At 60.3% G+C, this 13,205-nt stretch carries 14 protein-coding genes; all 14 read left to right on the top strand.

Annotated elements, in window-relative coordinates:
• The first annotated feature begins 2 nt into the window (after positions 1 to 2).
• A complete protein-coding gene (gene mltG, locus QRN61_RS04180; RefSeq protein ID WP_285373293.1) occupies positions 3 to 1,190 on the top strand; it encodes an endolytic transglycosylase MltG in 1,188 nt (395 codons plus the stop codon).
• 19 nt (positions 1,191 to 1,209) lie between these two features.
• Positions 1,210 to 1,842: a dTMP kinase gene (gene tmk, locus QRN61_RS04185; RefSeq protein ID WP_285373294.1), complete on the top strand. Its 633-nt coding sequence runs from the start codon at positions 1,210 to 1,212 to the stop codon at positions 1,840 to 1,842.
• Positions 1,835 to 2,818, top strand: a complete 984-nt coding sequence (locus tag QRN61_RS04190; protein WP_285373295.1) for a DNA polymerase III subunit delta' — start codon at positions 1,835 to 1,837, stop codon at positions 2,816 to 2,818. The genes tmk and QRN61_RS04190 overlap by 8 nt, the downstream gene beginning before the upstream one ends.
• 42 nt (positions 2,819 to 2,860) lie before the next feature.
• Complete coding sequence (locus QRN61_RS04195) at positions 2,861 to 3,217, top strand: PilZ domain-containing protein (protein ID WP_027612362.1); 357 nt, start codon at positions 2,861 to 2,863, stop codon at positions 3,215 to 3,217.
• A gap of 15 nt (positions 3,218 to 3,232) precedes the next feature.
• Positions 3,233 to 4,024 (top strand): TatD family hydrolase, encoded by a 792-nt coding sequence (locus QRN61_RS04200; RefSeq protein ID WP_285373296.1) that lies wholly within the window; start codon positions 3,233 to 3,235, stop codon positions 4,022 to 4,024.
• 352 nt (positions 4,025 to 4,376) lie between these two features.
• Positions 4,377 to 5,015, top strand: a complete 639-nt coding sequence (locus QRN61_RS04205; protein ID WP_007950805.1) for a TetR/AcrR family transcriptional regulator — start codon at positions 4,377 to 4,379, stop codon at positions 5,013 to 5,015.
• Positions 5,016 to 5,152: 137 nt separating this feature from the next.
• Positions 5,153 to 6,121: a GTP 3',8-cyclase MoaA gene (locus QRN61_RS04210; protein ID WP_027612364.1), complete on the top strand. Its 969-nt coding sequence runs from the start codon at positions 5,153 to 5,155 to the stop codon at positions 6,119 to 6,121.
• Positions 6,122 to 6,290: 169 nt separating this feature from the next.
• Positions 6,291 to 6,896: a DUF4823 domain-containing protein gene (locus tag QRN61_RS04215; protein WP_007967613.1), complete on the top strand. Its 606-nt coding sequence runs from the start codon at positions 6,291 to 6,293 to the stop codon at positions 6,894 to 6,896.
• A 15-nt stretch (positions 6,897 to 6,911) separates the two neighbouring features.
• The gene (locus tag QRN61_RS04220; RefSeq protein WP_097088448.1) at positions 6,912 to 7,472 is read left to right on the top strand and encodes a DUF1285 domain-containing protein; all 561 of its coding nucleotides are present in this window, start codon (positions 6,912 to 6,914) and stop codon (positions 7,470 to 7,472) included.
• Positions 7,473 to 7,664: 192 nt separating this feature from the next.
• Complete coding sequence (locus tag QRN61_RS04225) at positions 7,665 to 8,381, top strand: FadR/GntR family transcriptional regulator (RefSeq protein WP_096794885.1); 717 nt, start codon at positions 7,665 to 7,667, stop codon at positions 8,379 to 8,381.
• 132 nt (positions 8,382 to 8,513) lie between these two features.
• Entirely contained in the window at positions 8,514 to 9,389 is an 876-nt protein-coding gene (locus tag QRN61_RS04230) for an SMP-30/gluconolactonase/LRE family protein (RefSeq protein WP_135296330.1), read from the top strand.
• A gap of 270 nt (positions 9,390 to 9,659) precedes the next feature.
• The gene (locus QRN61_RS04235) at positions 9,660 to 10,478 is read left to right on the top strand and encodes an SDR family oxidoreductase (RefSeq protein WP_027612368.1); all 819 of its coding nucleotides are present in this window, start codon (positions 9,660 to 9,662) and stop codon (positions 10,476 to 10,478) included.
• Positions 10,479 to 10,614: 136 nt separating this feature from the next.
• Positions 10,615 to 11,619, top strand: coding sequence for a substrate-binding domain-containing protein (locus QRN61_RS04240; RefSeq protein WP_027612369.1), 1,005 nt, complete (start codon positions 10,615 to 10,617; stop codon positions 11,617 to 11,619).
• Positions 11,620 to 11,652: 33 nt separating this feature from the next.
• Positions 11,653 to 13,197: an L-arabinose ABC transporter ATP-binding protein AraG gene (araG, locus tag QRN61_RS04245; protein ID WP_285373298.1), complete on the top strand. Its 1,545-nt coding sequence runs from the start codon at positions 11,653 to 11,655 to the stop codon at positions 13,195 to 13,197.
• Positions 13,198 to 13,205: the final 8 nt, after the last annotated feature.

Genomic DNA, 13,205 nt, shown 5'->3' on the forward strand with positions numbered 1-13,205 from the left:
TCGTGAGACGTAAACTCTTGCTGCTGCTGGAAACCGGACTGGTTCTGGCAGGGCTGCTGATGGGCGCCAGCGCCTGGAAAATTCATTCGGCGCTGGAACAGCCTCTGAACATCACGCAGGAAGAACTGCTGGATGTGCCGAAAGGCTCGACGCCGACCCGTACCTTTCTTGAACTCGAAACCGATGGTGTCATCAAGGACGCCTTCTGGTTGCGCATCTACTGGCGCTTCAATCTGGCCGGCACACCGATCCATACCGGCGAATACCGCATGCAGCCGGGGATGACCGTCAACGGTCTGATCGACCTGTGGAAGCGCGGCGAAGTGGTGCAGTACAGCCTGACACTGGTCGAGGGCTGGAATTTCCACCAGGTCCGTGCCGCGCTGGCAAAAGACGAAAAGATCGAGCAGACCCTCAAGGGCTTGAGCGACAGCGAAGTGATGGAGAAAATCGGCCATCGCGGGCTGTTCCCGGAAGGGCGATTCTTCCCGGATACCTACCGCTTTGTGCGCGGTGTTTCCGACGTCGAATTGCTGAAGAAAGCCTTCGACCGCCTCGACGAGGTGTTGGCCAAGGAGTGGGAGAACCGCTCGGCTGATGCGCCGTACAGCGAGCCATATCAGGCGCTGATCATGGCCTCGCTGGTGGAAAAGGAAACCGGTGTGCCGCAGGAGCGTGGGCAGATTGCCGGCGTGTTCGTGCGTCGCATGGCGCTGGGCATGCAGTTGCAGACCGACCCGACCGTGATCTACGGCCTGGGCGATCGCTACACCGGCAAGTTGACCCGAGCTCATCTCAAGGAGCCGACGCCCTACAACACCTATGTGATCCCCGGATTGCCGCCGACGCCGATTGCCATGGTCGGTCGCGAGGCGATTCATGCCGCGCTCAATCCGGTGGAAGGTAACAGTCTGTATTTTGTCGCCCGTGGCGATGGTAGCCATGTGTTCTCCGATGATCTGGATGCGCACAACAGCGCGGTGCGCGAGTTCCAGCTCAAGCGCCGCGCCGATTACCGCTCCAGCCCGGCCCCGGCGAATGCGCCTGCCTCGGCGACGGAGGAGGCGATTCCCGCGGCGTCCCCGGATACCGCTCCTGAGGTGCTGCCGCAGGTTCCACCTCAGGATCCTGCGCCAGCCCCGACCCCTGCTGCCGAGCCTGAGACAGCGGCACCGCAAAACGCGCAATGACTTTGATTAAGGACTGCCTGTGACTGGCTTGTTTATTACCCTGGAAGGCCCGGAAGGCGCCGGCAAGAGCACCAACCGCGAATACCTCGCCGAGCGCCTGCGCGCCGAAGGTGTCGAAGTAGTGCTGACCCGCGAGCCCGGCGGTACGCCACTGGCCGAGCGCATTCGCGATGTGCTGCTGGCCCCGGCCGATGAAGTCATGAACCCCGATACCGAGCTGTTGCTGGTGTTCGCCGCGCGCGCCCAGCATCTGGCCGAAGTGATCCGTCCGGCGCTGGCTCGCGGCGCGGTGGTGCTGTGCGATCGTTTCACCGACTCGACTTACGCCTATCAGGGCGGCGGTCGTGGTTTGTCGCTGGAACGCATTGCTGCGCTGGAGACGTTCGTTCAGGGCGACCTGCGTCCGGATCTGACGCTGATTTTCGATCTGCCGGTGGAAATCGGCCTGGCTCGAGCCACTGCCCGTGGTCGGCTGGATCGCTTTGAACTGGAAGGCCGGGCGTTTTTCGAAGCGGTACGCAATGCATTTCTGCAGCGCGCCGAGGCTGATCCGGCGCGTTATGTGCGCATCGATGCCGGTCAGTCATTGGTCAAGGTTCAGCAAGCGCTGGATACCTTGATTCCGAACTTGCTGGAGCTGATTCGTGGCTGAGGCCTATCCATGGCAGGACAGCCTCTGGCAGCAACTGGCCGGACGTAGCCAGCACGCCCACGCGTACTTGCTGCACGGCCCGGCCGGGATCGGCAAGCGCGCGTTGGCCGAGCGCCTGATGGCCAGCCTGCTGTGTCAGCGTCCGACGCCCGAGGCGTGCGGCGAGTGCAAATCCTGCCTGTTGCTCAGGGCCGGCAGCCACCCGGACAATTACATCCTTGAGCCGGAAGAAGCCGATAAGGCGATCAAGGTCGATCAGGTGCGCGATCTGGTCAGTTTCGTGGTGCAGACCGCGCAGTTGGGCGGGCGCAAGGTGGTGCTGATCGAGCCGGTGGAGTCGATGAACATCAACGCCGCCAACGCCTTGCTAAAAAGCCTGGAGGAGCCTTCCGGCGATACTGTGCTGTTGCTGGTCAGCCACCAGCCGAGCCGTTTGCTGCCGACAATCAAGAGCCGCTGCGTGCAGCAGGCGTGTCCGCTGCCGGGTGAGGCCGTGAGCCTGCAATGGCTGGCGCAGGCGCTGCCGGAGTGCTCCGAAGAGGAGCGCATCGAATTGCTGACGCTGGCGGCAGGCTCGCCGTTGGCGGCAGTCAGTCTGCAGTCCCAGGGCGTACGCGAACAGCGAGCGCAGGTGGTCGAAGGGGTGAAGAAGTTGCTCAAGCAGCAGCAATCGCCGACGCAACTGGCCGAAGAGTGGAAAAGCATTCCGATGCTGCGCCTGTTCGACTGGTTCTGCGACTGGTCGAGCCTGATACTGCGTTATCAACTGACCCAGGATGAAAACGGCCTCGGCCTGACCGATATGCGTAAAGTCGTGCAGTACCTGGCGCAAAAAAGCGCCCAAGGCAAAGTCCTCAATATTCAGGACTGGATTCTCGCCCAGCGGCAGAAAGTCCTGAGCAAAGCCAACCTCAACCCGGCACTGCTGCTGGAAGCGTTGTTGGTGCAATGGGCGGGATTGCCTGGTCAAAGATAAGAATGTGTACCTAGACTCTGAACATCAGCAGTGGAGGTCAACATGAATGAAGCCATCAGCCCGGGGCCGCGCAACGGCATCCTGTCCCTGACGATCAAGGACAAATCGGTGCTTTACGCCGCCTACATGCCGTTCATCAAGAACGGTGGCCTGTTCATCCCGACCAACAAGAGCTACAAGTTGGGCGACGAGGTGTTCATGCTGCTGAACTTGATGGACGAGGCGGAGAAAATTCCGGTGGCCGGCAAGGTCGCCTGGATTACCCCCAAAGGCGCGCAAGGAAATCGTGCCGCCGGTGTCGGCGTGCAATTCAATGAAGGCGACAACACCGCCCGCAGTCGCATTGAAACCCATCTGGCCGGAGCACTGAAATCCGACCGTCCCACTCATACGATGTAAGTTGCAGTCTCTTTTATGCTCGTAGATTCCCATTGTCACCTTGATCGCCTCGACCTCGCCGCCCATGACGGCTCGCTGGATGCTGCACTCGATGCGGCTCGCCAACGCGGGGTAGGGCACTTCCTGTGTATCGGCGTGAGTGCCGATAACGCCGCCGACGTCAAAGCCCTCGCCGAGCGCTATGACGACGTCGATTGCTCGGTTGGTGTGCACCCATTGGATGTGCAACCGGGCGCGGCGCCTGCACTTGACTGGCTGCTGCACGAACTCAATCACCCGAAAGTGGTGGCGATCGGTGAAACCGGTCTGGATTATCACTACGAACCGGAAGCCGCCGAGCTGCAGCAGGCATCCTTCCGCCTGCACCTGCAAGCCGCACAGCAGACTGGTAAGCCGGTGATCATCCACACCCGCGGCGCCCGTGCCGATACCCTTGAGCTGCTGCGTGAAGCGGCATTGCCCCAGGCCGGTGTGCTGCATTGCTTCACCGAAGACTGGGACATGGCCAAAGCAGCGCTGGACATGGGCTACTACATTTCCCTGTCGGGCATCGTCACCTTCCGCAATGCTGACGCCCTACGCGACGTGGCGAGCAAGGTGCCGGCCGATCGCTTGCTGGTGGAGACCGACTCGCCCTATCTGGCGCCGATCCCTTATCGCGGCAAACCGAACCTGCCGCAGTACGTGCGTGAGGTGGCTGAGTTTCTGGCGATGCTGCGTGGGGAGAGCTACGAGCGGTTTGCCGAGCAGACCACCGAGAACTTCAAGCGCCTGTTTTCGCTGGCCTCTGTCAAATCTGCCATGTAGGTCACCGCCAAATCGCAGGCAAAAAAAACCCGGGTTCTGGGGGGTGAATCCGGGTTAAGACCATTAGGAGTAAAACAAAGGCACGCGGTCCCTTGGTACCTTTACCGGCACGGCACTTGGGGGAGATGCCGGCCGACAGTTCAAGTATTGATCAGTCTGGCGTTCAGTCCAGTTAGCCGGTCGGGGTTTTTAAACAAATTTGGAATACGTGCGCTTCAGTTGAGTTCTCATTGCACCCCTGGCGTTCGCAAAATGAACAAGAAACGCAGATATGGTCGGATGATCCGTGCATTTTTGTGCAAGTTAGGCATAATACGCGGCTTCGAATTTTGACCCCTACAGACCTTTTCTTATGCACAAAGAACCTCGTAAGGTCCGTGAGTTTCGTCGCCGCGAGCAAGAAATTCTCGATACCGCGCTCAAGCTGTTCCTCGAACAAGGTGAAGACAGCGTCACCGTCGAGATGATTGCTGATGCCGTGGGTATCGGCAAAGGCACGATCTACAAGCATTTCAAATCCAAGGCCGAGATCTATCTGCGCCTGATGCTCGATTACGAGCGTGATTTGAACGAGCTGCTGCATTCGGCCGATGTCGACAAGGACAAGGAAGCGCTGTCCCGTGCCTACTTCGAATTCCGCATGCGCGACCCGCAGCGCTACCGCCTGTTCGACCGTCTCGAAGAGAAGGTGGTAAAAGGCAATCAGGTGCCGGAAATGGTCGAGGAGCTGCACAAGATCCGTGCCTCGAACTTCGAACGCCTGACCCTGCTCATCAAAGGCCGGATCAGCGAAGGCAAGCTCGAAGACGTGCCGCCATACTTCCACTACTGCGCGTCCTGGGCGCTGGTGCACGGCGCGGTGGCGCTGTATCACTCGCCGTTCTGGAGCAATGTGCTGGAAGATCAGGAAGGTTTCTTCCAGTTCCTGATGGACATCGGCGTGCGCATGGGCAATAAGCGCAAGCGCGACCCGGAAACACCGAGCAGCTGAATCATTCAGCGGCCTTATTGCGCCATGATTTCGCTACATGACGCAGTACCGCAGGAATATACTCAGGCATAGGGCTTGCTAAAACTTGATTTGTGAGTCAAGTTTTAGCGGCTCGAAATTCTATCGCCGGAGTGATCATGATCGTTGACCGTCAAGGCAGGCGTTTTCGCAATTTGCGCATCAGCCTGACTTCAGCCTGCAATTACGCCTGTACCTACTGCGTGCCCAACGGCAAGCGGCTGGTGGCTGCGCAGGATGAATTGTCGGCCGAGGCCATGGCCCGCGGCGTGGCTTATCTGATCGAAGCCGCCGGCATCGAGCGCTTGCGCATCACTGGTGGCGAGCCGCTGGTCAGCCCCAAACTCGAATCTTTCATGAGTGCCGTCGGCAAGATGGGCCTGGAAGACATCAGCCTGACCACCAATGGTCAACTCCTGGCGAAGAAGCTGCCGCTGCTGGTGGATGCCGGCCTGCGCCGGATCAACGTTTCTCTCGATACCCTGGATGCCGGTGCGTTCCGCAGCATTGCCCGTGGCGGCGATCTGGCGACCGTGCTCGATGGCATGGACCAGGCGAAAGCGGCGGGACTGAAGATCAAGGTCAACATGGTGCCGTTGCGTGGGCAGAACCTGGATCAGGTGATGCCGCTGCTCGATTACTGCCTGGAACGGGGCTATGAGTTGCGTTTCATCGAGTTGATGCGCATGGGCCACCTCGCCACCGACTCCAACGCCTTCCTGCAACAGTTCGTCAGCCTGCAGCAACTGCTGAGCCTGATCGGCGAGCGCTACGAGTACGCCCAGGCAGATGCGCCGGTGGATGCCACGGCCGTGCGCTATGCGATACCGGGCCGCGGCCATTTCGGCGTGATCGCCAACGAAAGCGTGCCGTTCTGCAGAACCTGTTCGCGTTTGCGTCTGTCGTCGACCGGCTGGCTGCATGGCTGCCTGTCGTCGAGCAACCGCCACTATGTCGGTGATCTGCTCGACAAGCCTCGCCATCAGGCGTTGCCGGCGTTGCAGCGTCTGTTGGTCAAGGCGTTGGGCGACAAGCAGGAAGTGGCGTTCTCCGGTGGCGCGACAATCATGAAGATCATCGGCGGCTGATCCCTCTTTTTCGCGAGCAGGCTCGCTCCCACTGGGTTTTGCGCAATCCTGTGGGAGCGAGCCTGCTCGCGAAAGCGATTCATCATTCGACGAAGATCCTGAGCTGGCGCAAAAGCTGCATCCAACGGCCATTCGCCGGTTTTCCGTCACCGGCTTCTGGAGGATGAGGATGCGTAGCCTGGTTTTGCTGCTGGCCGTTTTGGCGCTTGGCGGCTGTATGACTGTCAGCGATATGGCCGAAGGCACTCGCTATCAGATGAGCGACGCGGGGCTGCTGGATCACAGCGACAGCCGTCGGGTGAACAATTTCCGCATTCAGCCGGATTCGTTCATCTACATCGCTCAGGGCGCATTTGCACCGCCGGGTGGCTCCTATCCGCGCCCGAACGTGGTGGCCGAAGAAGCGTTCAAGGGTTTTGTCGAATACTTCCCGATGGTCCGCCGCGCCCGTGCCCCTGAAGGCCTCGATCAGGCGATGGGCGAAGCCCGCGATGCTGGCGCGCACTACCTGCTGTACACCCGTTTCGCCAAGGCTGACGACCGTATCGGCAACTCTGACGAATGGCTCGATCAGGAAGCCGTGGATCGCCTCGGCATCGATGGCGGGGTGATTCAGATCATGTTGATCGAGACCAGCACCCAGTATTTGATTGATACTGCACGGATCAAGAGTCGTGGCGGTTTACTGACGTTCCACGATAACAAGCCGGAAGACCTGATCGGCCCGCCGCTGGCGCAATACGCGCGCAGCCTGCTGGGAGTCGGCGACCAATAAACCAAGGAGTACGCCATGAGTGGACCGCAAAAAGCCAATGACCTGTTGGGACAGATCCCCAAAACCAAAGGCCTGCCGCCGGTGCACTTGTGGAACCCGGACTTCTGCGGCGACATCGATATGCGCATCGCCCGCGACGGCACCTGGTATTACCTGGGCACGCCGATCGGGCGCAAGCCGATGGTCAAGCTGTTCTCCACCATCATCCGCCGCGACGGCGATGATTACTTCCTGATTACCCCGGTCGAAAAGGTCGGGATCAAAGTCGACGATGCGCCGTTCGTGGCGATTGCCGTGGAAGCCGAAGGCGAGGGCGAAGCGCAGGTCCTGCGTTTCACTACCAACGTTGAAGAGACTGCTGAGGCCGGGCCGGAACATCCGATCCGCGTCGAGATCGACCCGGTGACTCAGGAACCCGCGCCTTATGTGCACGTGCGCACCAACCTCGAAGCGTTGATTCACCGCAATGTGTTTTACCAACTGGTGGAACTGGCGGTCAGTCGTGAGATCGATGGGCAGCGCTGGTTGGGCGTATGGAGTGGCGGCGAGTTCTTCCGGATCGGCCTCGAACCTTGATCACAATCCCCCTGTAGGAGTGAGCCTGCTCGCGATAGCGGTGTGTCAGTCACCATCAACATTGACTGTTCCACCGCTATCGCGAGCAGGCTCACTCCTACAGGGGTTCATGATTCAGCAGAAAATCCCGATTGACTGTTAATCATATGATCATTAGCGTGGACACCCATCGCCAACTGCTTTGAGGTGTCCATGTCCAGCAGCTTTCATGCATCAACGGTCGATTGGCTGGGCAGCTGGATTGCCGCTGGCCAGGTCAAGCCGGGGCAGGCGATCAAGGTCGAGGCGGATCTGGGCGAGCAGTTAGGTGTCAGCCGCACGGTGATTCGCGAAGCGATCAAGACCCTGGTCGCCAAAGGCATGCTCGAAGTCGGGCCTAAGGTTGGCACTCGCGTGTTACCGGTACGGCGCTGGAACCTGTTCGATCCGCAAGTCGTCGGCTGGCTTTCACGCAACGGTTTGCCGGAAAACTTTGTTGATGACCTGCTCGACCTGCGCCGCACCATCGAACCGATGGCTGTGCGCTGGGCCTGCGAGCGCGCCAGCCTGGAGCAGATTCACGCGGTGCAACTGGCCTACAACGCGTTGGAGCGGGCGGTCGACAGCGGCATTGATTACAACCGTGCCGACCAGTCCTTCCACGAATGCATTCTGGCGGCCAGCCACAACCAGTTCATCGAGCAAATGGTCCCGGCCCTCGGCGCCTTGCTCGCCGTGTCGTTTGAAGTCTCCGCTGCCGACCCCGATGAACTGCGTCGCACCTTGCCGATCCACAAAGACATGGCCGACGCCATTGCTGCCCGTGATTCAGCACGCGGGGTCTGGGCCTGCATGACCTTGATCGACAACGCCGACCTGGCGATCAAACGCTTTTACCCGCAGGTGATGGCCGACAAAAAAGCCAGTTGAAAACACAAATCCCCCTGTAGGAGTGAGCCTGCTCGCGATGGCGGTGGGTCAGTCACAATCGTCGTCACTGACCCACCGCTATCGCGAGCAGGCTCACTCCTACAGTTAAAACAACAACATGAAGGATTCGATATGCCGTTGACCGCCGTAACCCAACACCGCGCCAGGCTCGGTGAAGGGCCATTCTGGGACGCACCGACCCAGGCGCTGTACTGGGTCGATATCGCCGGCAAGCAGGCGCTGCGGCTGATCGGCAACAACGTGCAGATCTGGCAGATGCCCGAGCACGTTTCCGCGTTCATCCCCTGTGCCAGTGGCGACGCGTTGGTGACATTGAGCAGCGGCGTGTATCGACTGGATCTCGATTCCCCGGGCCTCGAACCACGCCTCACGCTGTTCTGCATCGCCGACCCGCAACCCGGCAATCGACCCAACGAAGCACGCTGCGACGCCCAAGGCCGACTGTGGCTCGGCACCATGCAGAACAACATCGGTGACAACGGCGAAGACCTGCCGATCGAGCGTCGTTCCGGCGGCTTGTTTCGCATTGATCCCGACCAGCGTGTCACGCCATTGCTGCTCGGTCTCGGCATTCCCAACACACTGCTGTGGAGTGATGACGGCACCACGCTGCTGTTCGGCGACAGCCTCGACGGGGCGCTCAATCGCTATTTTATTCACACCGACGGCAATCTGGATAACGCCGAGATCTGGTATGGCCCTGACCAGAATGGTGGCCCGGACGGATCGGCAGTCGACGCCGAGGGTTATGTCTGGAACGCCCGTTGGGACGGCAGTTGCCTGCTGCGCCTTACGCCGGACGGCAAGGTCGACCGTAAAATCGATCTGCCTGTCAGCCGTCCAACCAGTTGCGTATTCGGCGGCGAAGACCTGAAAACCCTGTACATCACCAGCGCCCAGAGTCCGCGCAACCATCCACTGGATGGCGCAGTCCTGTCGATGAGGGTGGATGTGCCGGGCAAACTTTGCACACGCTTCGCTGGCTAAATCCCAAAATATGGGATGCAAAATTATATATTGAGATTATTTGGCAGTCGGGTTTATAGTCGGCTCCAGCAGTAACACGCACTCACACTTAAAAAGAACAAAACAGGTGAAGTGATGCAGCGAACCTCTATCGCACTCCTCAGCGGAGTCAGCGTCTCGCAACGGACCGGCGTCGCTCGCCGCGCCTGCCTGTTTCGTTTTCACAGTTTTCCAGACCGGACATCGGCAGATGCCCGGTTTTTTTGTGCTGACGAACAGGAGTCCTGATCCATGGCTGAACCTCTTTCCTTGCCGCCGGTGCCCGCGCCGCCGAAGGGTGAGCGTCTGAAAAACAAGGTGGTGCTGCTGACCGGTGCCGCTCAAGGCATCGGCGAGGCGATCGTTGCCACGTTCGCCTCGCAGCAGGCCAGACTGGTGATCAGCGATATTCAGGCAGAGAAGGTCGAGAAGGTTGCCGCCCAGTGGCGCGACAAGGGCTACGATGTGCAGGCGATCAAGGCTGACGTCTCGCGCCAGCAAGACCTGCATGCCATGGCCAGACGGGCGATCGAGCTGCACGGGCGCATCGACGTGCTGGTCAACTGCGCCGGAGTCAACGTGTTCCGCGACCCGCTGCAAATGACCGAAGAAGACTGGCGTCGTTGCTTCGCCATCGATCTGGACGGTGCCTGGTACGGTTGCAAAGCCGTGCTGCCGCAGATGATCGAGCAGGGTGTCGGCAGCATCATCAACATCGCCTCGACCCATTCCAGCCACATCATTCCCGGCTGCTTCCCGTATCCGGTGGCCAAGCACGGCCTGCTTGGGCTGACCCGGGCGCTGGGTATCGAATATGCGGCGAAGGGCGTTCGGGTCAACGCCATCGCCCCGGGGTACATCGAGACGCAACTCAACGTCGATTACTGGAACGGTTTTGCCGATCCGCACGCCGAGCGTCAGCGAGCATTCGATCTGCACCCGCCGAAACGCATCGGCCAGCCGCTCGAAGTGGCGATGACCGCGGTGTTTCTGGCCAGTGATGAAGCGCCGTTCATCAACGCCTCGTGCATCACGATCGATGGTGGGCGCTCGGTGATGTACCACGACTGAGTGGATCGTGTTTCAGGCGGTGAACTCCGCGTGAAATCCAATCATCATACGATATGACTATTTTTGTCCTACATTGCAAAACCAGGCTTTAACGCTTTTCAAATAACGCTCAAAAAAAATAACAAGGAGTCAGCTTATGAAACGTCGTTTCGGGATTCGTACCCTGTGCAGTGCCGCCCTGGCGGTCACCGCGTTCAGTCTGAGCAGTACGCTGCTGGCTGCCGATGCCGTGAAAATCGGTTTCCTGGTCAAACAGGCTGAAGAGCCATGGTTCCAGACCGAGTGGGCTTTTGCTGAAAAAGCCGCCAAGGACAAAGGCTTCGAACTGATCAAGATCGCCGTGCCAGACGGCGAGAAAACCCTCTCGGCCATCGACAGTCTCGCCGCCAACGGTGCCAAGGGCTTCGTGATCTGCCCGCCGGATGTATCCCTCGGCCCGGCGATCATGGCCAAAGCCAAACTCAATGACCTCAAAGTGATTGCCGTGGACGATCGTTTCGTCGACGCCAACGGCAAGTTCATGGAGGACGTGCCGTACCTCGGCATGGCCGCGTTCGAAGTCGGCCAGAAGCAGGGCAACGCGATGGTCGCCGAGGCGAAGAAACGTAACTGGGACTGGAAAGACACCTACGCGGTGGTCAACACCTACAACGAACTCGACACCGGCAAGAAGCGCACCGACGGTTCGATGAAGGCGCTCGAAGACGCCGGCCTGCCGAAAGACCACATCCTGACCGCCGCGCTGAAAACCCTCGACGTGCCGGGCAGCATGGACGCCACCAACTCGGCGCTGGTCAAGCTGCCCAGCGCGGCGAAGAACCTGATCATTGGCGGCATGAACGACAACACCGTGCTCGGCGGCGTGCGCGCCACCGAAGCCGCCGGGTTCGCTGCGGCCAACGTGATCGGTATCGGCATCAATGGCACCGACGCCATCGGCGAGCTGAAAAAGCCCAACAGCGGTTTCTTCGGTTCGATGCTGCCTAGCCCGCACATCGAAGGCTACAAGACTGCCGAGATGATGTACGAGTGGGTCACCACCGGCAAAGAACCGCCGAAGTACACAGCGATGGACGACGTCACCCTGATCACCCGTGAGAACTTCAAGCAAGAGCTGGAAAAAATCGGCCTGTGGAATTGATGGCTGCTCGATCGGTGTGAAGAGGTGACTCAGATGCACGCGCAAGTACAGACACACTCAAGCAGCGCCGGCGGCAGCCTGCGCTTCAACGGGATCGGCAAGACCTTCCCCGGGGTCAAGGCGCTGGACGCCATCAGCTTCGTCGCCCATCCGGGGCAGGTGCACGCCTTGATGGGCGAGAACGGTGCCGGCAAATCCACCCTGCTGAAAATCCTCGGCGGCGCCTACATCCCGAGCAGTGGTGAGCTGCAGATCGGCGAGCAGACCATGGCGTTCAAGTCGACCGCCGACAGCATCGGCAGCGGTGTCGCGGTGATTCACCAGGAGCTGCATCTGGTGCCGGAAATGAGCGTGGCCGAGAACCTGTTTCTCGGCCATCTGCCGGCCAGTTTCGGCCTGATCAATCGTGGCGTCCTGCGCCAGAATGCCCTGGCCTGCCTCAAGGGCCTGGCCGATGAAATCGATCCGCAGACCAAGGTCGGGCGCCTGTCGCTCGGTCAGCGGCAACTGGTGGAAATCGCCAAGGCGCTGTCCCGTGGCGCGCATGTGATCGCCTTCGATGAGCCGACCAGCAGCCTCTCGGCGCGCGAAATCGACCGTTTGATGGCGATCATCAGTCGCCTGCGCGATGAGGGCAAAGTGGTGCTCTACGTCTCGCATCGCATGGAAGAAGTGTTCCGCATTTGCGACGCGGTGACGGTGTTCAAGGACGGCCGTTACGTGCGCACCTTCGATGACATGAGCCAGTTGACCCACGATCAACTGGTGACCTGCATGGTCGGCCGCGACATTCAGGACATCTACGATTACCGCAGTCGCCCGCGCGGCGCGGTGGCGTTGAAGGTCGACGGTTTGCTCGGCCCGGGCCTGCGTGAGCCGGTGAGTTTCGAGGCGCACAAGGGCGAGATTCTCGGGCTGTTCGGCCTGGTCGGGGCCGGGCGCACCGAGCTGTTCCGGCTGCTCAGCGGGCTTGAGCGCACCACCGCCGGCCGTCTCGAATTGCGCGGTCATGAATTGAAATTGCGCTCACCGCGCGATGCGATTGCGGCCGGGATCCTGCTGTGCCCCGAGGACCGGAAAAAAGAGGGGATCATCCCGCTGGCCAGCGTTGCCGAGAACATCAACATCAGCGCGCGCGGCGCCAATGCCAGCCTCGGCTGCCTGCTGCGCGGGCTGTGGGAGAAGGGCAACGCCGACAAGCAGATCAAGGCGCTGAAAGTCAAAACCCCGCACGCCGGTCAGCAGATCAAATTCCTGTCCGGCGGCAATCAGCAGAAGGCGATTCTCGGTCGCTGGCTGTCGATGCCGATGAAGGTCCTGCTGCTCGATGAGCCGACTCGCGGCATCGACATCGGCGCCAAGGCCGAGATCTACCAGATCATCCATAACCTGGCCGCCGACGGTATTTCGGTGATCGTGGTGTCCAGCGACCTCATGGAGGTGATGGGCATTTCCGATCGCATTCTGGTGCTCTGCGAAGGCGCGCTGCGCGGCGAAGTCAGCCGCGACCAGGCCAATGAATCCAACCTGCTGCAACTGGCTTTGCCGCGCCATCGCGCTGACGGCGTGGCGAACTGAGAGGTGAC

This window comes from Pseudomonas sp. lyk4-TYG-107 (genome assembly GCF_030209055.1).
Classification (GTDB): domain Bacteria; phylum Pseudomonadota; class Gammaproteobacteria; order Pseudomonadales; family Pseudomonadaceae; genus Aquipseudomonas; species Aquipseudomonas putida_A.

Bases quoted from the DNA above. Each gene is read 5' to 3' on its own strand.
- QRN61_RS04195 (WP_027612362.1), top strand. From the start codon at position 2,861: ATGAATGAAGCCATCAGCCCGGGGCCGCGCAACGGCATCCTGTCCCTG.
- QRN61_RS04225 (WP_096794885.1), top strand. From the start codon at position 7,665: ATGTCCAGCAGCTTTCATGCATCAACGGTCGATTGGCTGGGCAGCTGG.
- QRN61_RS04235 (WP_027612368.1), top strand. From the start codon at position 9,660: ATGGCTGAACCTCTTTCCTTGCCGCCGGTGCCCGCGCCGCCGAAGGGT.
- araG (WP_285373298.1), top strand. From the start codon at position 11,653: ATGCACGCGCAAGTACAGACACACTCAAGCAGCGCCGGCGGCAGCCTG.
- QRN61_RS04220 (WP_097088448.1), top strand. From the start codon at position 6,912: ATGAGTGGACCGCAAAAAGCCAATGACCTGTTGGGACAGATCCCCAAA.
- QRN61_RS04210 (WP_027612364.1), top strand. From the start codon at position 5,153: ATGATCGTTGACCGTCAAGGCAGGCGTTTTCGCAATTTGCGCATCAGC.
- QRN61_RS04205 (WP_007950805.1), top strand. From the start codon at position 4,377: ATGCACAAAGAACCTCGTAAGGTCCGTGAGTTTCGTCGCCGCGAGCAA.
- QRN61_RS04240 (WP_027612369.1), top strand. From the start codon at position 10,615: ATGAAACGTCGTTTCGGGATTCGTACCCTGTGCAGTGCCGCCCTGGCG.
- QRN61_RS04200 (WP_285373296.1), top strand. From the start codon at position 3,233: ATGCTCGTAGATTCCCATTGTCACCTTGATCGCCTCGACCTCGCCGCC.
- QRN61_RS04215 (WP_007967613.1), top strand. From the start codon at position 6,291: ATGCGTAGCCTGGTTTTGCTGCTGGCCGTTTTGGCGCTTGGCGGCTGT.
- QRN61_RS04230 (WP_135296330.1), top strand. From the start codon at position 8,514: ATGCCGTTGACCGCCGTAACCCAACACCGCGCCAGGCTCGGTGAAGGG.